We start from the raw sequence: 22,472 nt of genomic DNA, 5'->3' as shown, positions 1-22,472 counted from the left end.
CAGCATGTTCCGATGAAATCCTTTCGATTTCTTTATATTCAGAAAGGGTGAGGTCCAATGAAGGAAATTTCGGCTGGAGGCGTCGTGTACCGCAAGGTCGGGGATCGCCTGCAGGTGCAAATGATTCAAGACCGCTATGGTAAAATTACGCTGCCTAAAGGGAAAATGGAGCCCGGAGAGACGATCGAACAAACCGCGCTGCGCGAGATTGCGGAGGAAACGGGGATCGTCGGCAAGATTGTGCAGCCGCTGGAGAAGATCACTTATCAATTTACATTGTCCGGCGTAGGCGTTGTGGACAAGGAGGTACATTATTATTTGGTAGAGGCGACGGGCGGAACGCTGAAGGCTCAAGTAGAGGAAATTCTCGGAGTGGAGTGGCTCGATCCGCTTGAGGCTTGGCAGCAGCAGATCCAATCGGGATACGGAAATAACGATTCGGTTCTCAAAAAAGCGCTGGAAGCGCTTGGATACGAGGTGAGCTGAATGAACGGATTTCAGGTAAAGGAACTGCCTTCATACATTGATCATACGCTGCTGAGGGCCGATGCGGACCGTGAGGCGATTCAAAAGCTCTGCGAAGAGGCCAGGCAGTACGGATTTTACAGTGTATGTGTGAATGGCGCCTGGGTTCCGTTATGCCGGGAGCTACTGCAGGATTCGGGCGTAAAAATCAGCGTAGTATGCGGGTTTCCTTTAGGTGCCGGCGACAGCTCGGTAAAAGCGTTTGAAGCGGCTGCAGCCGTGGATCAGGGAGCCGATGAAATCGATATGGTACTGCAAATCGGGAAGCTGATTCAGGGCGATTACGACGCCGTCCGCGACGATATACGTGCCGTCGTGCAGGCTGTAAAGGGACAAGCGATCGTTAAAGTCATTCTCGAGACGGGCGTCCTGACCGATGGGCAAAAAACGGCTGCCTGTCGTCTGTCCGAAGAAGCGGGAGCCCATTATGTCAAAACGTCAACGGGATTCGGTAAAGGGGGAGCTACAGTGGAGGATGTGGCACTTCTGCGCCGCAGTGTCTCTTCTTCCATCGGTGTAAAAGCATCCGGGGGCATCCGTGACCTGGAGACGGCGGTCAAGATGATTGAAGCCGGAGCGACCCGGCTTGGGACAAGCTCAGGAGTCGCATTGATGTCGGGGCTTGCGGGCTCGTCGTTGTATTAATCCTTTGGAGGCTTAAGGCTATGGCAATGATTTATTTGCAGAAAAAAAGGAAACAGCGGCTCGAGGAGGGGCATCCTTGGGTATTCCGCTCGGAAATCGAACGGGTAGAAGGAGAAATCGTCCCGGGCCGACTTGCTCGGATACATACGCATACCGGCCAGTTCCTCGCGGCCGGCTACTACAATCCGGCGTCGCAGATTGCGGTCCGGGTTGTTTCTTATGAACCGTTGGAGGAAATGAACCGGGATTTCTTTATTCGCCGCCTGCAGCAGTGTAAGGACCATCGCGAGCGGTTTCTTCCGGATGCTCGAAGCTTTCGCCTGGTCTATGGAGAAGCCGACCTGCTGCCGGGATTGATCGTTGATAAATTCGAGGACGTGCTGGTTGTCCAGATCCTGACGCTGGGGATGGAAGAGGCCAAAGAGGCCTTACTTGACGCTTTAATCGAAGTGATGCGTCCGGCAGGCATCTATGAGCGCAGCGATGTGCCGGTGCGGGAGCTGGAAGGTCTCACGCAGCGCAAAGGGCTCCTTTATGGCGAATGCCCGCGATATGTGACCATACGGGAGAATGGGTTGCTGCTGGAGGTCGATATCGAGCAAGGCCAGAAGACGGGATATTTCTTCGATCAGCGGGAAAACCGGGCGGCCCTGGCTCCGCTGATGAAAAACTGGGGCAAACGAAGCGGTATTGAGCTGAGGGAGAAGGTGCTCGATGACGGAACGGTGAAACGGGTTCCCGTGAACAAAAGCGGAGCCGAGGTGACCTTTCCTTACTGGGACGGCGCTACGGTGCTGGAGTGTTTCTCGCATACGGGCAGCTTCACGCTGCATGCATGCGCGTACGGGGCGAAGAAGGTGACCTGCTTGGATATATCGGAGCATGCGGTGGAGACGGCCAAGCGAAATGTCGAACTGAACGGGTTCGAAGACCGGGTAGAGTTTGTGGTGGCCGATGCGTTCGATTATTTGCGCGAGCAATCCCGCGGTCTGGATCTCCGCCGGGAACGGGCTCAGGCGGACCGGCGGAAGGTGGATACCTCCGTCCCTTTGGCGAATAAAGGAAGAACGTGGGACGTCGTCATTTTGGATCCCCCGGCTTTCGCCAAATCGCGAAGCGCTGTGGAAGGAGCGGTCAGAGGCTACAAGGACATCAATCTGCACGGAATGAAATTGGTCAATGAGGGCGGTTATTTGGTGACGGCTAGCTGTTCTTACCATATGAGGCCGGAGCTGTTTCTGGAGACGGTTCACGCTGCGGCAGTGGATGCGGGCAAAACGCTCCGCTTGATCGAATTCCGCAGCGCCGGAAAGGATCATCCCCGAATTTTGGGAGTGGAAGAAGGAAATTATTTAAAATTTGCTATATTTGAAGTGCGCGGCAGGCGATAACCGAAAAAGCTTTGCAGCGCTGAGATACCGTTTAAGAGGAGAGGTGTCGTTAAATTGGGGAACATGCGTTTGAATGAAGCGATTCGGGGACGGCGCAGTATCGGACGGGTGAAGCAGGAGCCGATCACCCGCGAACACATTGAAGAGGTGCTGGAGGCGGGAAACTGGGCACCAAGCCATCACGGTACCGAACCGTGGCGTTTCTTCGTCATGACGGGCAAAGGTCGGCAAGCGCTGGCGGATGCCTATGCCGATATTGCTTCGGAAGCAGCTCCACAGCTTACGGGGGAGGAGCTTGAAGCGATGCGGGCGAAGCAAGCGGCCAAAGCGTTTCGCGCACCGGTTGTGATCGCTGTGGCGGTTTCGCCGTCGGATCGAAAGGGAGTGATCCGGATCGAAGAGTTTGCCGCAGCGCACGCCGCTGTGCAAAATATGCTGTTGACGGCGCATGCATTGGGCCTTGGAGCGATTTGGCGCTCCGGCGAACCGATGTACCACCCGCGGATGAAGCAGGCTTTTCAGCTGACCGAGAAGGAAGAAATGGTCGGGCTGCTGTATATGGGGATTCCGGATATGCCGCATCCGGAAGGCAAACGGAAACCGGCAGCGGATAAAACGGTTTGGATGACGGATTGACGTTCAGCAGATGCAAATGGATAACAGAAGGGCGATATCCGATACGGATACCGTCTTTTTGGCGTAAGGGGGTTCATTTTAACACAAAAAACCCTGTTCATTCCATTGGGGGAACGAACAGGGCTTCAACCTGCACAACCGGAATCCATCATTTTACACCTCTTTATACTGCATCGAACGAAGGACGGAACATGCTCTTATTCGATGTCGTTATATCCGTATTTTGCCAACAATTGATAAGACTCTTCTCTTACTTCCAAGAAATAATCGATAAACGAATTTAAAAATGTAATCATTGAAAATGACCTCCTCTTTTTATTTGCGGGCTTTTTCATCGTGGTATGCTGTGTTATGCCGGTCTTACAAACGGTAGTTTTTGGCTTTGCCGTAGCTTTATTATCGCTTCGGCCGACGCCTTTTGACAAAGTCGATATCTTTTCATGAAAGCGGAAATCATTGCCAATGAAAACCAATGAAAACGTAAATCATAGACCATGCTCTTACGATTTCGGGGTTTTACGCAGGATTTCATTGCCAATCGAAAATAAACCAGGAGGATTGGATGACCGCAGGTTCAAAAAATGCTCACATCAAGAACGTTTGTTCCTGTTTTTGAAAATATGTTATAATGACCAAAACCTCCCTTTTCCCAACACATGAGGATTTTGGTAGAATAATAGAGTTGAGGTAAATCCTACGCAACGGAGGAAGCGATCATGGCGTTTCGTTTTGTGCTTGGCCGTGCCGGGAGCGGAAAAACGACGTTTTGTCTGAACGAAATCAAACAAAAGCTCATGGAGAAGCCGGAGGGGCGTCCGCTGATTTGGCTTGTGCCGGAGCAGGCGACGTTTCAGGCGGAGTATGCGCTTGTATCCGCGCCTGAACTGGGGGGAACGCTGCGGGCGCAGGTTCTCAGCTTTCGCCGTCTGGCCTGGCGGGTTATGCAGGAGGTTGGGGGGACGGCCCGTCTTCCGATCGATGAAACCGGGAAGAAGCTGCTGCTTCACCGGATTATACATAGAAATAAAGAGCGTCTGCGCCGATTTCAAGCGTCTGCGGATCAAATGGGTTTCTTGGACCGTTTGAATCAGCTGTTCAGCGAATTTAAACGATACTGTATCACATCCGAAGGGCTTAGCGGATTTTATTCGGAGCGTTTCGGATCCCAGAGCGGCCCAAGCGGTTCATTGGAGGACAAGCTGCACGATCTGCAGTTGATTTATACCGAATTCCAGACTGAACTGTCGAAGCTTTACCTGGACGGAGAAGATTATTTGACTCTGCTTGCCAGGCAGCTTGGCGAATCGGATTACGTTCATGGCGCCGAATGCTGGGTGGACGGATTTCACGGGTTTACGCCGCAGGAATTCGCGGTGCTGGAGCAGCTTGCCCGGCATGCGGGGAATGTGACGCTTACGTTGTGCCTTCCCCGGCCATATGTGAATGGGGAAGGTCTGCATGAGCTTGATTTGTTCCACCCGACGGCACGCACGATGCTGGAGCTGCAGGAGCGGCTGCGGCAGCAGGCTATCCATGTAACGGATCATATTGTGCTGCCTGATTCCCCTCCCGCCCGCTTTCGGCATAATCCGATGCTTGCTTATCTCGAAGCGCATTGGGGGGACGGAGTCAAGAGGCCGTTTCCCGAACCCGCGGAGGTCCGCAAAGGAACGGGTTCGTCCGTCCGTATCTCCGCAGCGGTCAGCCGCAGGGCGGAGGTAGAGGGGGTGGCCCGGGATATTGTAAAGCTTGTGCGGGACGAAGGCTTGCGTTGGCGCGATATATCCGTTTCCGTCCGCAGTGTTGAAGCCTATGGCGATTTACTGGCCGGAACGTTCCGCGATTACGGTATCCCGCATTTCTTCGATCAGAAGCGTTCGGTGCTGCATCATCCGCTGGTGGAACTGATTCGCTCGGCGCTGGAGACGGTGCTCACCCATTGGAAATACGATGCCGTGTTTCGATGCGTCAAAACCGGACTGCTCCTGCCCTTTGCGGAAGATAAGGAACTGCAGGGAGACCGCATACGGATCGACCGTCTTGCCATGGACCAGTTGGAAAACTATGTGCTGGCCTTTGGTATTCAAGGCTCCAAATGGACGGATCCGAAGGATTGGACTTATTCCTATAGAACGAGCCTGGAGCAGGATGATGCGGAGGCCGGTGACGCGGACGAGGCTTTTTTAACGAAAATCAATGCTTGCCGGCGGGCGGTAGCAGGGCCGCTTGGCGAACTGCAAAAGAAGCTGCGGGAGAAAACCGCGGTACAAGACCGCGTTCAAGCGGTATACGAGCTCCTCATCGGACTCCGGGTGCCGGATCGCCTGGAAGCATGGAGCCAGAGCTCGCTTCATTTGGGCGAGCCGGAGAAAGCGCGGGAGCATGCGCAGGTATGGGAGCGGGTTATGGATATGTTCGATCAGTTGATCGAGCTGATGGGGGAGCAGTCCGTATCTCTGGAGTTGTTTGCCGAATTGATCCAAACGGGATTGGAAAGCATCAAGCTCGGGCTTGTTCCCCCGACGCTTGATCAGGTATTGATCGGATCGATGGACAGAACCCGCTCCGGCCGGGTGAAGCACATGTTTGTACTCGGTGTGAACGAAGGCGTTATGCCGGCCAAAATAACCGAAAGCGGCGTGCTGACGGAAGCGGAGCGGGAACGGCTCGGCGCAGCCGGCCTTCAGACTGCCGAAGGCAGCCGCAGACGGCTGCTGGATGAATCGTTCCTGATCTATTGCGCATTCTGCACGCCGTCCGACGGATTATGGCTCAGTTATGCTTTGGCCGATGAAGAAGGAAAATCGCTGCTTCCTTCCGACGTGATCCGGCAAATCAAGCGGTTGTTTCCGCAAGTCAGGGAACGGCTGCTGTTGAATGATCCGGCTCCGGATGCGGCGTCCACCGAGCAGTTGGAATACATAGCGCATCCCGATAAGGCGCTGTCCTTGCTGGTTGTACAATTAAAGCAATGGATGCAGGGAGCTCCGATGAGCGGGGTATGGTGGTCCGTGTACAATTGGTTTGCCCGGCAGCCTGAATTCGGCGGCAGGCTTTCCCGAATGGTTCAATCGCTGCTCTATACGAACAAGGCTGCGGCGTTAAGCGATTCGACCAGCAGGCGGCTGTACGGAGAGCATATTGAAACCAGCGTGTCGCGGATGGAACGATTCGTCGCTTGTCCGTTTTCGCAATTCGCATCCCATGGGCTGCGGTTGAAGGAACGCCGGATCTTCCGCCTGGAAGCCCCTGACGTAGGCCAACTATTTCATGCGGCTTTGAGCAAGTTTGCCGAGCAGGTGGAGAAGGAGGGCATCGATTGGGGGGCGCTGACGGCCCGGGAGAGCGAAGAGCGGGCCGCGCTCGTTGTCGATGCGCTGGCGCCCAAGCTGCAGGGCGAAATCCTGCTCAGCTCCAAAAGGTATTTGTATATTGCCCGCAAGCTGAAGCAGGTGATCGGCCGGGCCGCTTTGATGCTGGGCGAGCATGCCAAACGCGGACAATTTCGCCCGATCGGGCTCGAAATCGGTTTTGGAAGCGGACAGGCGATTCCTCCGCTGCTCTACGAGCTGGACAACGGAGTTCTTATGGAGCTGCGCGGCCGGATTGACCGGATTGACCGGGCGGATACGGAACGGGGAACGCTGCTGAGGGTGATTGACTATAAATCAAGCGCCAAAATGCTGAACATGGCCGAAGTATATTACGGGCTGTCCCTGCAAATGTTGACTTATCTGGATGTCATTTTGACGCATGCTCCGATATGGCTGGGCACAGAAGCGGAGCCTGCAGGCGTCCTCTATTTTCATGTACACAATCCGCTGCTGAATGCCAAAAATGGACTGACTGCGGAACAGATCGATAAAGAGCTGAAAAAACGCTTCAAAATGAAAGGACTGCTTCGGGCCGATCCTGAAGTGATCAAGCTGATGGACAGCAGTCTGATTGGGGCAAGCGGCCATTCCGAGCTGCTGCCGGCGGCGCTCAAAACGGATGGCAGCTTCTATAAATCATCCTCTGTGGCATCGGAGGAGCAGTGGAATACGGTCAGGCGGTATGTAAGACGGACGATTCGCGACATCGGCACTTCGATGACGGACGGGCGCATTGGTATCGAGCCGTATCGGATGGGGCAGTCCACCGCTTGCAGTCATTGCTCCTTCCGGCCGGTATGCCAGTTCGACACGCAGCTGGAAGGCAACGATTACAGGGTACTGCCTCCGATCGGCAAGGATCTCGTATGGGAGCTGATGGAAAAACAAACGGAATCAAAGTCGCGCTTCCGGCCATCCGCATCCCGAACCGCAGCCCTTGCTTCGTTGGAAGTCGCCGCTTCGGCAGAAGACGAAACGGATCAGCCCGCTGTAGAAGACGGGTTCATTCCGCCCTCCGGCAGCAAAGATAACGAGGGAGGCGAGACCAAATGACTGTAACGATCCCGAAGCCTGCGGGCAGCACATGGACGGATGAGCAGTGGAATGCCATTTCCGTTCACGGTCAATCCATCCTGGTGGCGGCTGCCGCCGGTTCAGGCAAAACGGCCGTCCTGGTGGAGCGGATTATCCGGCGCATTTCCGATGAGAGAAATCCGACGGATGTAGACCGGCTGCTTGTGGCCACCTTTACCAAAGCGGCTGCCGAGGAGATGCGTCACCGTATCAGCGAGGCGTTGGAAAAAGCGCTCGCGGCCAATCCGGAATCCGATCACCTTCGGCGCCAGCTGGCGCTCATTCCAAGGGCTTCCATCACGACGCTGCATTCCTTTTGCATGGAAGTCATTCAAAAGCATTATCAGGTTATCGGATTAGACCCCGGGTTTCGTATCGCCAACGAAACGGAAAGCGCGCTGCTGCGTCAGGATGTGCTGGAGGAGCTGTTGGAAGAACGGTATGGAGACTCCGCCGAAGATGATCCTTTCTGGCGGCTGGCGGATGCGTTCAGTTCGGATAAAAGCGACGACGCGCTGTTTCAGCTGGTGCAGCGAATATACGATAATGCCCGCAGCCATCCCTGGCCGGAGCATTGGCTTGAGGAAAGCGTAGGAAGATTCGAACGGTGTTCGATGGCAGGAGAGAATCCTTGGCAGTCGAGCTTGCAGGCTTATATCCGCCTGGAGCTTCAGGGGATTGACGCCCTGCTGAGGGAGGCTGTCCGTACGGCCGAGGCCCCCTTCGGTCCCGAACCGTATTTGGCCAATTTGAATGAAGATTTAACGGTAATTCAATCTTTGCTTGAGGCGGCGGCCGATCCGTCCTGGCACAGACTTTATCAGGCGTTTCAGGGGGCGGGCTTCGGAAAGCTGAAGGCGTGTAAAGGCGAGCAGTACGATAAAGAGCTGCAGGAGCAGGTCAAAGCGCTGCGCAATGAAGCCAAGGAAAGGCTGGGAGACCTGAAGGAGGAACTGTTCGCACGAACTCCGGAGCAGTACGAGGAGGAACTGAGAATGATGGCCCCGCTCATGAGGACTCTGGCGGATTTGGTGATCGAGTTCGGGGAGCGGTATAGGAAGGTCAAGCTGGACAAAGGTCTTGTCGATTTCGCCGATCTCGAGCATTATTGTCTGCGCATCCTGAGCTCGGACCGATCCGCGCCCGGAGCGCCGGTGCCTTCTCAAGCCGCTTTGGAATACCGGGAACAGTTCGTCGAAGTGCTGCTTGACGAATATCAGGATACGAACCGCGTGCAGGAGGCGATCGTCGAGCTGATTTCGCGGGAATCTCCCGGCAACCGGTTTATGGTCGGGGACGTGAAACAAAGCATATACCGGTTTCGTTTGGCGGAGCCGAGCCTGTTTCAGGAAAAATATAAAGCTTTACCCCGGACGGAGCGGATCCGGGAAGACGGATTGATTTGGCGCGCAACTTCCGCAGCCGCCGCCAAGTGGTGGACGGTACAAACTACATATTCCGCCAGCTGATGAACGAGAACGTAGGTGAAATCGCTTATGATCAAAAGGCGGAGCTCGTATACGGCGCAGGGTATCCGGAAACCGGGAATGGAAACTTTGACTTGGCGTCCGAGCTGATTCTCATCGACAGGTCGGCCCATGACGAGAGCGTATCCGGCAAGAAAACGGAAGACGAAAGCGTGACGGATTCCGATCAAGACCCGGAGGCGGACGGCGCTTCGGAGGATCCGGCCGAAAATAGGCAGGAGCTGGAAACGGCACAGCTGGAAGCCCGGTATATCGCGCAGCAGATTCGCCTCATGATGGGGATGGATGGCGGAGAGCCGTTTCGGGTGTTCGATAAATCCCTCAAAGGGCTGCGGCCAGCCGCTTTCCGGGATTTCGTCATTCTGCTGCGCGCCACTCAGCAGTGGGCGCCGGTGCTGATCGAGGAACTGCGGCAGCAGGGCATTCCGGCCTATGCGGAGCTGAATACCGGCTATTTTACGGCAACGGAGATTCAAGTGGTATTGTCTCTACTCAAGCTCATCGATAATCCGTATCAGGATATTCCTCTGGCCTCCGTGCTCCGTTCGCCTATTGTGGGAATGGACAGCGAGGAGCTGGCGCATATCCGGATATGCAGCCGTCACGGAGCTTTTTTCGATGCGGTGAGAGCTTATGCGAGAAAGGATGAAACGAAGACGGAGGAAGCCGGAGAGCTTTCCGATCCGGATGGTTCGGAACCGTCCGGCGATGGCGATGGCGCGTATATTCCAAAACCGGAGACTCAACGCAAAGCAAGATCCTTCCTTGAACAGTTGAACGATTGGAGAAGGATGGCTCAGCAGGGCTCGCTTGCCGACCTGATCTGGGACATTTACAGAAAAACCGGCTATTTCGATTTCGTAGGCGGGCTGCCCGGCGGGCAGCAGCGCCAAGCGAATCTGCGCGCGCTCTACGATCGGTCCCGCCAGTACGAGGCGACGTCCTTTCGGGGCCTGTTCCGTTTTTTGCGTTTCGTTGAACGAATGCAAAACAGCGGAGGCGATTTGGGCACCGCCAGGGCTTTGGGCGAGCAAGAGGATGTCGTAAGGATCATGACCATTCACAAAAGCAAGGGGCTGGAATTTCCGGTCGTATTCGCAGCCGGTATGGCCAAGCCGTTCAACCGGCGGGATTTGACGGACAGCTTCCTGCTGCACAAGGAGCTCGGATTCGGACCGAAGTTGACCGATCCGAAGACGCGCGTCAGCTATCCCACGCTGCCGTGGCTCGCCATCAAACGCAAAATCCAGATGGAAATGCTTGCCGAAGAAATGCGCGTGCTGTATGTGGCCCTTACCCGTGCGAGGGAGAAGCTGGTGCTGGTAGCCTCGGTCAAAGGGCTGGAAAAACAGCTCAAGGCATGGAGCCGGTTTGTTCTGCATGACCGGTTGGCGCTTCCGGATGACGCGCTGGCCAAAGCCAAATGTTATCTGGATTGGATCGGTCCCGCCATGATTCGCCATCCCGACGGAAAGCTGCTCCGGGAAGGGGCAGGCGTAGAAGATACGGTTCCCTTGTTTCTAAAGGACGAGTCTTCCGAGTGGCGGGTGCATCTGATCATGCCGGAGCTGTTTGCCGGTATGGCGCAGGCGGCCGCCGGATCGGATCCCGCCGATTCGCGGTGGCAGTCGGTGGTCCGCATGGAGCCTGTGGACGAAACGGAGCAGTGGGAGCATGAAGTGTGGCGGCGGTTGTCGTGGGATTATTCCTATAAGGACGCTACGCTGGTCTTGTCCAAAACGTCCGTAACGGAGCTCAAGCGGCTGTCCGAGCATCATAAACTGCTTGAGCTGCTATCGGAGGAACCCGCGGCGGCGCCTTGGCACGCTGCGGAAAACGGTCAGGACAACGTTGACAAGAAAGGCCGGGACAAAGGACAAACGGTCTTCCGCCGGATGATTGTCCGCAGACCTCGTTTCATGGAGCAAAGAGAGCTGAATGCGGCGGAGCGGGGCTCGGTGTTTCACTCCGTCATGCAGCATATGCCGCTGGATCGTCATCCTTTGGAGGCGGACGTGCGCGAAACGCTGGCCTGGATGGTGTCGCGGGAGCTGCTGACCGAACAGCAGCAATCGCTGGTGGACCCCGCGGTTATCGTGTCTTTCTTCCGAAGCGAGCTGGGGCAGCGGCTGCTTCAAGCCAAGCGGGTACACCGGGAGGTGCCCTTCAGCTTCGGACTGCCTGCGACGGATGTGTATGGCGCTGAACCGGGAGGCTTGTCGCAGGAAACGGTCATGCTGCAAGGGGTGATCGACTGCTTGATTGATGAGGAGGAGGGTCTGGTCCTGCTCGATTACAAGACGGATCGCCTGAAGGGCGCTTCTCCTCAACGGGTGGCGGAGAGCTACCGGATGCAGCTCGATTTGTATGCAAGAGCGGTGGAGACGATCTGGAAAAGGCCGGTCATCGGCAAATACATCTTTTTATTTGATGGAGCTCATGTGGTACAGCTATAAAGGAGGATGGGCATGCGGGTATTGCATACGGCGGATTGGCATTTCGGCAGGACATTGGAGGGAAGAAGCCGGCTGCCGGAGCAGGAGGCTTTTATCGATGAGCTGGCGGCCATCGTGAGAGATCAGCAGATTGATCTGGTGCTGGTGGCGGGGGATATTTATGATTCGGTCAATCCGCCTGCCGCCGCTGAGCAGCTGTTTTACGACGCATTGGCCCGACTCTCCGATCAGGGAAGCCGGCCGGTCTATGTCATTGCCGGAAACCATGATCATCCGGACCGGCTGGCGGCAGCCGCTCCGCTGGCGCTAAAGCTGGGCGTGACGTTGGTCGGCCTGCCGGAGGCGCGAGTATACAAGTCGGCGATCAAGCGAACGGGAGAAACGGCGATCGTCTTCGCGCTGCCTTATCCGTCCGAATCCCGTCTTCGCGAGCTGCTGTCCGATGAGGCGGAGGAAGGGCTGCTGCGATCGGCTTATTCGGCACGCGTGAAGCATATCGTGCAGGAGCAGGCGAGGCATTACCGGAAAGACACGGTCAATCTGCTGATGAGCCATTTGTACGTTCTGGGAGGCAAAGAAACCGAATCCGAACGGCCGATTCAAGTAGGCGGCGCCTACACGGTCGATACGGAAGCTTTGACGGCCGGCGCGCAGTACGTGGCGCTCGGACATCTCCACCGTCCGCAGTACATCCGCTCCGGGACGATGATTCGGTACAGCGGCTCGCCGCTGGCTTACAGCTTCTCGGAGGCGGGACAAGCCAAATCGGTAACCATTCTGGATATCAAGCCGGGTTCGGTTCCGCAGGTGGAAGAGATTTTCCTTTCCAGCGGACGGCCTTTAGTGGAGTGGAAGGCCAAGGGAGGGCTTGCGGAGGTTCACCGGTGGTTGGATGAAGGAAAAGATCCGACGGCCTGGATCGATCTGGAAATTCATCTTCAGGAGACGATGTCGCTCGAACAAATCCACAAGCTTCGGCAGGCGAGGGACGGTTTCCTTCATATCCGGCCGGTCTATCCGGAGCTGCAGCCGGAAGCCATGGAGCCCGTTTCCGCATCCCGGCTCCCGATGGACGAGCTGTTCCGGCGCTTTTACGAGCGGCAGACCGGAGGCGCACAGCCCGAGCCGGAACTGGTCCGGCTGTTTCTGGAGCTGCTGGCTGAGGAGAACGACGCGGCGGTATAAAGCGAAAGATATATTACATGTTGGACTATAACGCGATGACCTGAAAAAACATGGGTTTGAGCGAAAAGGAGGCTTCGGCATGCGGCCGATTCATTTGCAAATCGCCGGACTTCAGAGCTATCGGGAAGCGCAGGAGATCGATTTTGCCGCGCTGACGGGCGCCGGCGTGTTCGGTATTTTCGGCCCGACGGGCAGCGGCAAATCCACCCTGCTCGATGCGATTACGCTGGCGCTGTTCGGCAAGGTGGAGCGCGCGCCCGGCGGCACGCAGGCGATCATGAATCAGGCGGAGCAGACGCTGTCCGTCTCATTTACCTTCGAGCTGGGTTCTGGTTCCGGGGCCAAGCGGTACCGGGTGGACCGCCAGTTTAAACGCAGCGGAGAGCAGTCTATCCTGGGCAGCCTGTGCCGGCTGATCCATTACCGCGACGGCGAATCCGTCGTATTGGCCGACAAAGCGGGGGAAGTCAACCAGCACATTCAAGACATTTTAGGGTTATCGATGGCTGATTTTACCCGTGCCGTCGTGCTGCCGCAGGGGAAGTTTGCGGAATTTCTGACACTTGCCGGCAAGGACCGGCGGGCGATGCTGCAGCGATTGTTTCATCTGGAGCCTTACGGCGACAAGCTTAGCGCCAAGACCTCCGCGCGCTATAAGGAGACGGATGCCGCGCTCAAGGAGCTCCAGGCGGAGCAGCAGGGCCTGGGTGACGCTTCGGAGGCGGCGCTGGCGCAAGCGGAGGCTCGGCTGGCCGAGGCGCGCGAAGCGGCTCGCGTGCTGCGCGAGCGGCTGATCGCCTGCGAGCGACGCGCGACCGAGCTGCGCGCCGTCCGCGAGCTGCAGCGCGAACGCGCGGCGGTGGCTGCGCGTCGGGCCGCGCTGGCGTCGCAGGCGCCGCACGTGGCGGCCCTCGCCGGGCGCCTCGCGCGGGGCGTGCAGGCCGAGCGGCTGCGCCCGCTCGTGCGCCGGCTCGCCGCCGCCGAGGCGCAGCTCGCGCAGCAGCGTGCAGCCGCCGCCGCGGCCGCCGAGGCGCTCGCCGCCGCACAGGGCGCGCTGGCGCAGGCGCAGGCGGCGCAGGCCGCGGCGCGCGACGCGCTGGCTGCGCAGGAGGCGCCGCTGGCCGCGCGCCTCGAGCAGCTGCGCCAGGCGGCGGCGCTCGCGGCCGAGCTCGCGCAAAACCGCGAGCGGCTCGCCGCGCTGGCCGCCGAGGCCGAGCGCAGCAGGGCGCAGCTCGCGGGGCTGCACGCGGAGCAGGCGCGCGAGGCCGAGCTGCGCGAGAAGGCGCTGCAGCGGCAGGCGCAGCTCAAGGACGAGCTGAAGCTTGCCGAGGTGCCCAGGGCGTATCGGGATCGGCTCCAGGAGGCGCTGCAGGAAAAGCGCGAGCTCGATCGGCTCGGGAAGCAGTACGGTGAGCAGCAGGCGGAGCTGGCCCGGCGGCAGGCCGAGCTGGAACGGCTGAAGCAATCGCTGGCGGCGCTGGAGCTTGCGGAGAAAGAATGGGAGAGTCGGGGAGCAGTCTGGTTGGAACGGTTAGCTTCGTTACATACGGCATGTTTTCAAACCGAACAAAGGCTATCGGCGCTTCTGGGCCAAATCCCCGACGAAATCTCCAGGCTCAAGAGCATGCAAAAGCAGGCCGAACGAACGGCCATGGCCAATGCGCTGGCGGCACATTTGCATGACGGCGAGGCTTGTCCGGTTTGCGGCTCGTCGGTTCATCCGAAGCCGGCTGTGGAGCGCGGGGAGCTGACAGCCGTACAGAGCGGGGAAGACATGCATCACACGGCCGTGGCACAGCTGGAGCGGCTGCAGGACGATGTCCGGAGAAGGCAGCTTGATCTGCGCCAGCTGCTGCATGCTCTGCAGGCGATGGAGCAGCAGTGGAATCAGGCCGTCGATGAAGAAGTACGGCAGCCCCTGTCGGAAAAGCTGTCCGCGCATCATGAGGCGGCTGCGTCGCTTTCTGCTGAATTCGCAGGAGGGACGGGCGTTTTTGCCGATGAGCTTCAACTCTTGCTGGATACGTCTGCGAATGAACTTGAGCTTGCCCGCCGGGAAGCGCAGCAGCTTCAGCATGCGCTCCAAACGCTGCTGCAGGAGAAGCGGCAGCTGGTCAAGCAGCGCCATGATCTGGACGCCAGAGAACAAACGGCACGCGGCGTCTATGAAGCGGAAGCCCAAAAAGCGGCGGAAACGCGCGATTTGCTTCAAACGCTCAGCTCCGGCTGGACAAACAGGTTTCCGGACTACAGGCCGGAGGACGTTGCGGCATTGGCAGAGCGCTTGAAGCAGCAGGAGCAGTTGGCGGATGAGCTCAAAAGGCGGTTGGACAAAAGCGTGGAATTTTTGTCGGCCAAGCAAACGCGCATGGAGCAGCTGCTGCAGGAAGTGGGTGAAGCCGAGAAGCAAGCGGTCCGGATAACTGCGGAACAGCAAGCGCTGCAGCAGCACGTTGACGCGCAGGCCGAACGGCTCTATGCCTGGGTCGGCGATGAGGATGCCGGCGGTCTGGCCTCCGAGGCGCAGACCAGGCTGTATGAGCTGCGAACGGAAGCGCAAAGGACAGCGAAGCTGCTGGAAGAAATGCAGTCCGGGTATCAAGAGTCGGCCAAGACGGAATCCGCCGTTCGTCAGGCGGCGGAATCGGCGCGGCTGGCTTTGGAAGAAGCGGAAAGGGAATGGGCCCAGCAGTCGGAAGCGGAAGGTTTCTCTACGGTTCAGGAAGTGTCGGATGCGTTGATCTCGCTTGAACAGCAGCAGCAGTGGAGTGCCGAAGTCGAAGCTCACGGCAAGCTGGAGCATCAGCTGTCAGCCCGCTTGGCTGAGCTCGATCATGAGCTGGCGGGCCGTGAGGTCACGGATGACATGTGGGAGGCGATGGAGCGGGAGCTTGGCGAATGCAAGGCTCAGGATGAAGCGGCTCTGCAAACGATGGCCAAGGCGGAGAGGGATTGGGAGGATCTGCAGGCCAAACACCGGCGCTGGCGCGAACTGGAGTCGAAGCAGACAGCCTGCCGCAGCGAGCTGGAACGGCTTGGCAAGCTTCAGAGCGTGCTTCGGGGCAACGCGTTCGTTGAATTTCTGGCGGAGGAGCAGCTGATGCATGTCAGCCGTGCGGCTTCCGAGCGATTAGGACAGCTAACCCGGCAAAGGTACGCGATTGAGGTGGACTCCGGCGGAGGCTTCGTCATGCGGGACGATGCGAATGGAGGGGTGCGCAGACCGGTGACTACGCTCTCGGGCGGCGAGACGTTCTTGACCTCGTTATCGCTTGCGCTGGCTCTTTCCATGCAAATTCAGCTCAAAGGCGAGCATCCGCTTGAGTTTTTCTTCCTTGACGAAGGTTTCGGTACGCTGGATCAGGAGCTGTTGGATACGGTCATTACGGCTCTCGAAAAACTGCATACGGACAAGCTGACGGTAGGCGTCATCAGCCACGTGCCTGAGCTGCGGGCCCGGCTTCCCAGACGGCTTGTGGTGCATCCCGCGGAGCCCGGCGGCCAAGGCAGCCGGATCTCGATGGAGATCATGTAAGGCTCCGGGATTCGGTAAACGGATCGTCTTTAGACATAAGCAGGCCCCTTCCGGCATACCTGTTGAATAGATAGAAGGACATGCATCATCTAGGGGGGACAATCATGCAGACATCTCATCGGAAGCCGGATCGGTGGCTTGGCCGTAAGGGGTTCTTTGATCCCCGTTCGTTTACGGCTTCCGTATGCTGTAAAAAGGTTAAGCGTCTGCTGGCTGCAGCGCTTTGTGCCGGACTGTTATTCTCTCACGCCGAACCGATTTACGCCGATGCGATATGGGATCGATGGAAAGCGGCCGACGCTGCCGTGGCCAAAGGGAAGCCGGAGGATGCCGTACCGCATTGGGAGTTTTTGGTTCGTCACTATGCATCGATTGGAGATTGGCAGAATGCGGCGCTGTTTTGCGGCAGACTCAATCAATATTTTGACCGGATGAAGGATTATGAGAAGGCGATTCACTACTACGAGCTGGAAAACGAGTACTGGCTCAAAGACGGAAAAGACTGGGGAGCCGTCGATTTGCAGCGCGCGGAGCAAATACGTACCACCGTGGAGGCTTATATCAGCACCTCGGACACGGAAGAGTTGAAGCGGCTGGCCGCCCCGCCGGACGGAAAGCTGGCGAAATTCGAACCGGAATACGGGATTTATATCGGAATGTATACGGAACGCGACCCGCAGATGCATAATTACTACGATCGCTCAGAGACATTTTACGGGAAAAAACACGCGCTCTACCTGGTCTATACCCAGGTGGGAAAACCGTTTCCAAAACAGTATGTGACCAGGGCGAAGCAGGCGGGGGTCGCACTGCAGATCGCCTGGGAGCCGATGGACGGGCTTGATGCCGTTAAGGAAGAGACGGTCCGTCAATGGGCCCGTGAGGCAAAGGCTGCGGGCATTCCGATCTTTCTGCGTTACGCCAGCGAGATGAACGGCAATTGGGTCGTGTGGCACGGCGATCCGCAGAAATATATTCAAAGCTTCCGCATGGTTCATGACATCATGGAACAGGAAGCGCCGAATGTGGCCATGGTATGGAGTCCTGGGCAAGTGCCGATGTACTCGATAGCTCCTTATTATCCGGGAGATGCTTATGTCGATTGGGTAGGCGTCAGCCTTTACAGCGAGCCGTATGAGAACGGAGATCCCAAGCAGGGAAATATGCAGGCGACGAGCCCTGTGGAGCGGCTGGATTATTTGTACCGGACTTATGCCGGCCGGAAGCCGCTGATGATCAGTGAAACGGCCGTCTCCCATTACGCGAATCTTCCCCAGGAGTCGTTCACCGATTACGGACTGCTGAATTTGCAGCGCTTGTACGAAATTATGCCGTATAAGTATCCGCGGCTGAAGGCGATCACTTACTTCAATGTCAATCTGGAGATGAAGGAATCCAAAAACAACTATTTGCTCCGGGATAATGAAGCGATGATGAAGCTTTACAGCCGTATGATCGCTCCTCCGTATTATTTGACCAAAGTCGAGCAGGGGACCAGGCCTTCGGATCATGCCGGCCATGTGCCGTTAACCGCCCGGACGCCTATTGTCAAAAGAGCGAAAATTACGCCCTTCGTTAAAATTCCGGATGTCTATATCGGCAAGCTTGAATATTATTTAAACGGCAGGCTGCTGGATAGCCAAAGCGGACCGCCTTTCGGCATTGAGCTTAATGCGGGGGCCGTACCGGAGGGCTCCGTCTTTGAAATTGTTGTTTACAATAAGGACGGCCAAAGGAGCGGTTCAAAATCTTTCCCTTTGTCTTCCAGCGTGTCCGTGGTTGTAGACGGCAAGGATGTGAAGTTTGAGCAGCGGCCGGTCATCCGGGAAGGCTATACGTTGACGCCTCTGCGGGCGATATTGGAGTCGATGGGGGCCAAGGTGGAGTGGGATTCATCCACACGCACGGCAACCGCACGTAAGGGGAATGCGGTGGTGTCCATCCAAATCGGCAGTACCTTCGCGAACCGGAACGGGGAAACCGTGGCTCTCGAAATGCCGGCCCAATTGGTAAACGGGCATACCATGGTTCCGGCACGTTTTGTAGGCGAGGCCTTCGGCGGTGCTGTCAGCTGGGACGGCACAACGCGAACGGTGGAGATCCGAAGTGACGGTCAAGCACCGGCCGCAAAGGTCGGCACAGCGGAGGATCGGCAGGAACAGGAAACCCTTGCCGCGAATACGACGACAGAAGACAAAAAGAATTTGGGGTCGGTGGCGGGGGCTGTTTTCGGATGGTTCAAGCTGCAAGTCGCCAAAGCGTTCAAGCTGTTTAACGATGCGGCGTAGGCAAGGGTTCCCAGCTCCTTGCTCCTGCCATATCGTCGTTTTTTCATATAACACAAGGGCCGTCCCTCAGTCATCCAGTTACTCCATCAGGTTGACTTATGGGACGGCCCCTCTTATTCATCCCTATGCACCGATCTTCTTCAGCTCGGGATCTTCCAATATCGCTTTGGCAGCCAGCATAGCACTTGAGAATGCGCGCTCTGCCAGTTCCCCCTTGCCTTCACAGCCATCGCCGCAGAAATAAAACGGAACGTTCTCGATGCGATGGGGCAGCAGACGATTCCCCGAAATATTCTTTACGCTGGCAACCATTGCTTTTTTCGATACGCGTTTGACTTCCGTCGCCTCGCGCCAGCCGGGGTAATATTTGTCGAACAAGGCTTCCATTTGTTTGGTCTTATTGTCCAGGTAAGCTTTGCGTTCGGCTTCGTCGACAAATTTGTCGTTCAGGTAAGCGATCCCTTGAAGCAGTTGGCCTCCGTCGGGAACCAACGTATGGTCGGTTGCCGACACATCGCTGATAAACAGCTTATTGTCCATATCGCTGATATAACTGAACGGCCTGGCCACAACCTGTTTCAAGCCCACGTCGTATACCATAACCTCTGTCGCGGTATTATCCTCGTACGGAGACAGGAACGGTTCCCATGGCGTAGCCTTGAGCAGCTTGCACACTTGCTGTACAGGCATGGCGAAAACGACGCGATCGAAAGGCAGCTCCCTTTTTTTCGTTTGCAGCCAAAATTTGCGATCCGCATAACGAATGCCTTCCACGCCTTCCTGAAGGGCGATTTCCCAGCGGCCGCCCAGCTCTATTTTTTGCTTGAGCTGGTTTGTGATAACGGCCCAGCTGCCTAAAACATAATTCACCGGTTTTCCGGACAGAAACAGGTTATGGTAATACTCGCTAATGACCGCTCCGGGTACTTTTCTGGCTTCCTCCGGAGTAATGAAAAAGTTCGAGCATACGAGATGCTCCCACAATTCCTTGACATCCTCGTCAGCATCGGATTGAGCCAAATAATCCCCGAGGGTCTCGTAGTTCCGCACATGGTGAATGTTAGCGATAATCGCTGTAATCTCCCCGACAAAGCGAACCTTCTGGATGGGGTTCAACAGTTCGGTTCTCATCAAATTGACAAAATCAAGCGGAGCAGGCGTCAGCTGTCCGTTCTTGGCATACATGACTCTGCGTTTATCGACCTGCTTGGAGCTGAAGGAAAGTCCCAACTCCTTTTCCATCACGGACAAGGTATGACGATCGATGCCATAAACGGCATGTGCCCCGTAGTTTAACGTAAAGCCCGCCTTTTCATAAGTAAACGCTCTGCCTCCGAGCTGCGGACTCCGCTCGAATAAGACCCCCTCGATACCGGGGCTCTCCGATAAATATGCGGCTGCGGTCAAGCCCGCCAGACCGCCTCCAATGACAGCCACCTTCATAACATGTTCCCCTCCCCGATCCGGTTCGACCAACAACGTATCCGCCTTCTGATTTGCGCGGATTCCGGCCCAAACCGGTGCTAATTGCTGGCGCATAAGTTCCTTCAAATCATCTTCATCCTGTAAACACCACAGCATTAATGTTCCGAGATAGGCCGCCACCAGCGTTCTCGCTTTGTGCGAATCCTGCAGCCGGAGCAGTAGGCATTCATACAGCAAGCGGTTTTGTTCCTCGAACGCGGCTTTGAGCGTATGGTTTTGCATCGATAAAGCAATCCAGCTCCGCATGAGTTTGGATGAATGCTGCAGATTCTCAGCCAAGCTGATAAGAAGTCCGTTGATTTGGCTTTCCAAGGCGTGCTCCGTTGCAGGCGGGCGGTTTGCCCACGCTTGAATGATGGATATCTGCTTCCTCGGAATTTCCAGAAGAATTTCGTCCTTGCTTTCAAAATAATGATAAAACGTTCCTTTGGAAGTATTTGTCGACCTGATAATATCGTCTACCGAAACTTTCTCATAACCGTGCTCGATAAACAGCTTCAAGGCGACTTCCATCATATATTCGCGTTTTTTCCGGGTTGCGGCACGCATGAATTTGTTCATGAAATCCCCACCTCGAAACGTGCTGGAAACCATTATAAATGAATTTAGACTCACGGTCTATCATTAAATTAGACTTTCAGTCTATATTTTAGCACAAAACGTTGCTTTGCAGACAATCTTCAGTATATGTTAAAGGAAATTTTATTCGATATTTAGATTACAGCTTAAAAAGAACCAAAAAAAGAAATATGGTACAGATTAAACGTTGTAATTTGACGTGTGTTTTTGTATTTTTACTTAAAATGATGTTCCTTTTATGTTATTATATATGACATTAAAATGTGGGGCGAAGGGATGTTGGCATTCTCGCGATGGAGTTCTGGCAAGCGGGCGGAGGATACTGCTGGCACGAGCGGAAGCTGGCGGAGGAAAGCAAGCTTGCGGAATGCTTTGCGATACTGGAGAACGGGCTGCGCACGGAGCGGGATATAGCCTGTTTCGAGGCGCTGAAGGCAGCCTGGAGGCAATTTTCAATCATCAAAGACCAGATCGCGCAGTGGATGCTTGAAGGGGAGTTTGAGAAGGCTAAGCAGGCGCTGGCCAATCACGGTCGTGAACGGTTTAAGCAAGCGGTGGACCTGGTTGTGGAATGGATGGAGCATTAAGTTTAAAATAATGAAAAAAGACATGTTTACAAGCGTTGTTTTCTATTGGATTTTTGAAGTCCGATTCGTTATGATATAATGGTGAAATTACTCATGGGACGAAAAGAGGTGGACATCCATGGACTGCATTTTTTGCAAAATCGTCGAGGGCGCCATTCCATCGAAAAAAGTGTTCGAGAATGAACATGTTGTGGCTTTTCACGATATTCAGCCTGCCGCCCCCGTACATATCCTGATCATTCCCAAGAAACATATTTCTTCGATGAATGATGTGGAGTCGGAAGACTGGTATTTGCTTGGGGAAATTCATTCCGCCGCTCAGCAAATCGCCAGGGAGCAGGGGGTTGCTGAAACGGGGTATCGGCTGATCAACAACTGCGGGCCGGATAGCGGGCAAGTCGTTTTTCATATCCACTATCACCTGCTCGGAGGGGAGAAACTCGGCGCGCTGAATGCAAGGTAATACGGTTCCGAAGCTTTGCTTATCCATTGCTTTGATCAGGTTGACACCCAGTTTTGTTTTCGCCTATAATGAAGTTTGACGAATGTCTTTAGTTGTCTTGGACGGTCTGTTCGGAGGGAGGGAAAACTGGTGTCAGAAACTCGAGTTCGCAAGAACGAAACTATAGATGCTGCACTTCGTCGCTTTAAGCGTTCTATCGCTAAAGACGGCGTTTTGGCGGAGGTTAAAAAACGCAAGCATTATGAGAAGCCAAGCGTAAAGCGCAAGAAGAAGTCAGAGGCTGCTCGTAAGAGAAAGTTCTAGGAGGCTTAATCAATGAGCTTAAGCGAGAGATTAAACGATGACATGAAGCTTGCGATGAAGAGTCAAGATAAGTTTAAACTCTCCGTAATCCGTATGGTTCGTGCAGCTATCAAGAATATCGAGATAGATCAGCGTAAAACCTTAGATGACCAAGAAGTACTTGACGTCCTGAATCGTGAGATCAAACAGCGCAAAGATTCCCTCCAAGAATTTGAAAAGGCCGGTCGTGATGATTTGGCGGAAAACCTGAAGGCAGAGATTGCCGTACTGATGGAGTACATGCCGCAGCAGTTATCCGATGAAGAAGTAAAAGCCATTGTACAGCAGACCATCCAGGAAGTGGGAGCTTCTTCAAAAGCGGATATGGGTAAAGTCATGGGCGCATTAATGCCGAAGGTAAAAGGGCGGGCTGACGGCAAGCTTGTCAATCAGCTTGTCCAACAGCTATTGTCTTAACAA

The 22,472-nt window shown here is 55.7% G+C and carries 13 protein-coding genes and 1 pseudogene; 13 read left to right on the top strand and 1 reads right to left on the bottom strand.

Annotated features, from left to right (window positions below; genetic code table 11):
- Positions 1 to 57: 57 nt before the first annotated feature.
- From EXW96_RS13495 to EXW96_RS13455, 9 genes and pseudogenes are all read left to right on the top strand, one after another.
- Positions 58 to 486 carry an NUDIX hydrolase gene (locus tag EXW96_RS13495; protein WP_062407539.1) on the top strand — a complete coding sequence of 143 codons (429 nt, stop codon included), beginning with the start codon at positions 58 to 60 and terminating at the stop codon, positions 484 to 486.
- On the top strand, positions 487 to 1,170 hold the full coding sequence (gene deoC, locus EXW96_RS13490) for a deoxyribose-phosphate aldolase (RefSeq protein ID WP_054818546.1): 684 nt from the start codon (positions 487 to 489) through the stop codon (positions 1,168 to 1,170).
- Positions 1,171 to 1,190: 20 nt separating this feature from the next.
- Positions 1,191 to 2,561, top strand: a complete 1,371-nt coding sequence (locus EXW96_RS13485) for a class I SAM-dependent rRNA methyltransferase (RefSeq protein ID WP_054818547.1) — start codon at positions 1,191 to 1,193, stop codon at positions 2,559 to 2,561.
- A gap of 63 nt (positions 2,562 to 2,624) precedes the next feature.
- Positions 2,625 to 3,197: a nitroreductase family protein gene (locus tag EXW96_RS13480; protein WP_054818553.1), complete on the top strand. Its 573-nt coding sequence runs from the start codon at positions 2,625 to 2,627 to the stop codon at positions 3,195 to 3,197.
- 716 nt (positions 3,198 to 3,913) lie between these two features.
- Positions 3,914 to 7,624, top strand: a complete 3,711-nt coding sequence (gene addB, locus EXW96_RS13475; protein ID WP_174350749.1) for a helicase-exonuclease AddAB subunit AddB — start codon at positions 3,914 to 3,916, stop codon at positions 7,622 to 7,624.
- A pseudogene (addA, locus tag EXW96_RS28535) lies at positions 7,621 to 11,588 on the top strand (helicase-exonuclease AddAB subunit AddA). The gene addB and the pseudogene addA overlap by 4 nt, the downstream one beginning before the upstream one ends.
- Before the next feature lie 12 nt (positions 11,589 to 11,600).
- On the top strand, positions 11,601 to 12,773 hold the full coding sequence (locus EXW96_RS13465) for an exonuclease SbcCD subunit D (RefSeq protein ID WP_174350748.1): 1,173 nt from the start codon (positions 11,601 to 11,603) through the stop codon (positions 12,771 to 12,773).
- A 79-nt stretch (positions 12,774 to 12,852) separates the two neighbouring features.
- Positions 12,853 to 16,308 carry an AAA family ATPase gene (locus tag EXW96_RS13460; RefSeq protein ID WP_174350747.1) on the top strand — a complete coding sequence of 1,152 codons (3,456 nt, stop codon included), beginning with the start codon at positions 12,853 to 12,855 and terminating at the stop codon, positions 16,306 to 16,308.
- Between the two features lie 104 nt (positions 16,309 to 16,412).
- Positions 16,413 to 18,596: a stalk domain-containing protein gene (locus EXW96_RS13455; RefSeq protein WP_174350746.1), complete on the top strand. Its 2,184-nt coding sequence runs from the start codon at positions 16,413 to 16,415 to the stop codon at positions 18,594 to 18,596.
- 123 nt (positions 18,597 to 18,719) lie between these two features.
- On the opposite strand, the gene EXW96_RS13450 is transcribed toward EXW96_RS13455, so the two are convergent.
- Positions 18,720 to 20,642 (bottom strand): FAD-dependent oxidoreductase, encoded by a 1,923-nt coding sequence (locus EXW96_RS13450; RefSeq protein ID WP_174350745.1) that lies wholly within the window; start codon positions 20,640 to 20,642, stop codon positions 18,720 to 18,722.
- 311 nt (positions 20,643 to 20,953) lie between these two features.
- Here EXW96_RS13450 and EXW96_RS13445 point away from each other — a divergent pair, with 311 nt between their 5' ends.
- From EXW96_RS13445 to EXW96_RS13430, 4 genes are all read left to right on the top strand, one after another.
- Positions 20,954 to 21,247 (top strand): hypothetical protein, encoded by a 294-nt coding sequence (locus EXW96_RS13445; protein ID WP_174350744.1) that lies wholly within the window; start codon positions 20,954 to 20,956, stop codon positions 21,245 to 21,247.
- 118 nt (positions 21,248 to 21,365) lie between these two features.
- On the top strand, positions 21,366 to 21,710 hold the full coding sequence (locus EXW96_RS13440; protein ID WP_062407552.1) for a histidine triad nucleotide-binding protein: 345 nt from the start codon (positions 21,366 to 21,368) through the stop codon (positions 21,708 to 21,710).
- Positions 21,711 to 21,839: 129 nt separating this feature from the next.
- The gene (rpsU, locus tag EXW96_RS13435; RefSeq protein WP_010491812.1) at positions 21,840 to 22,013 is read left to right on the top strand and encodes a 30S ribosomal protein S21; all 174 of its coding nucleotides are present in this window, start codon (positions 21,840 to 21,842) and stop codon (positions 22,011 to 22,013) included.
- A gap of 12 nt (positions 22,014 to 22,025) precedes the next feature.
- Positions 22,026 to 22,469, top strand: a complete 444-nt coding sequence (locus tag EXW96_RS13430; RefSeq protein ID WP_054820180.1) for a GatB/YqeY domain-containing protein — start codon at positions 22,026 to 22,028, stop codon at positions 22,467 to 22,469.
- Positions 22,470 to 22,472: the final 3 nt, after the last annotated feature.

Source organism: Paenibacillus sp. JMULE4 (assembly GCF_013337105.1).
Taxonomy (GTDB): domain Bacteria; phylum Bacillota; class Bacilli; order Paenibacillales; family NBRC-103111; genus Paenibacillus_G; species Paenibacillus_G naphthalenovorans.
Note: the sequence above shows the minus strand (reverse complement) of the source record. Positions and strands in the feature narration are given on the sequence as shown.

Excerpts from the sequence above, each read along its gene's own strand:
- EXW96_RS13495 (WP_062407539.1), top strand. The coding sequence starts at position 58 with ATGAAGGAAATTTCGGCTGGAGGCGTCGTGTACCGCAAGGTCGGGGAT.
- deoC (WP_054818546.1), top strand. The coding sequence starts at position 487 with ATGAACGGATTTCAGGTAAAGGAACTGCCTTCATACATTGATCATACG.
- EXW96_RS13485 (WP_054818547.1), top strand. The coding sequence starts at position 1,191 with ATGGCAATGATTTATTTGCAGAAAAAAAGGAAACAGCGGCTCGAGGAG.
- EXW96_RS13480 (WP_054818553.1), top strand. The coding sequence starts at position 2,625 with ATGCGTTTGAATGAAGCGATTCGGGGACGGCGCAGTATCGGACGGGTG.
- addB (WP_174350749.1), top strand. The coding sequence starts at position 3,914 with ATGGCGTTTCGTTTTGTGCTTGGCCGTGCCGGGAGCGGAAAAACGACG.
- EXW96_RS13465 (WP_174350748.1), top strand. The coding sequence starts at position 11,601 with ATGCGGGTATTGCATACGGCGGATTGGCATTTCGGCAGGACATTGGAG.
- EXW96_RS13460 (WP_174350747.1), top strand. The coding sequence starts at position 12,853 with ATGCGGCCGATTCATTTGCAAATCGCCGGACTTCAGAGCTATCGGGAA.
- EXW96_RS13455 (WP_174350746.1), top strand. The coding sequence starts at position 16,413 with ATGCAGACATCTCATCGGAAGCCGGATCGGTGGCTTGGCCGTAAGGGG.
- EXW96_RS13450 (WP_174350745.1), bottom strand. The coding sequence starts at position 20,642 with ATGAACAAATTCATGCGTGCCGCAACCCGGAAAAAACGCGAATATATG.
- EXW96_RS13445 (WP_174350744.1), top strand. The coding sequence starts at position 20,954 with ATGGAGTTCTGGCAAGCGGGCGGAGGATACTGCTGGCACGAGCGGAAG.
- EXW96_RS13440 (WP_062407552.1), top strand. The coding sequence starts at position 21,366 with ATGGACTGCATTTTTTGCAAAATCGTCGAGGGCGCCATTCCATCGAAA.
- EXW96_RS13430 (WP_054820180.1), top strand. The coding sequence starts at position 22,026 with ATGAGCTTAAGCGAGAGATTAAACGATGACATGAAGCTTGCGATGAAG.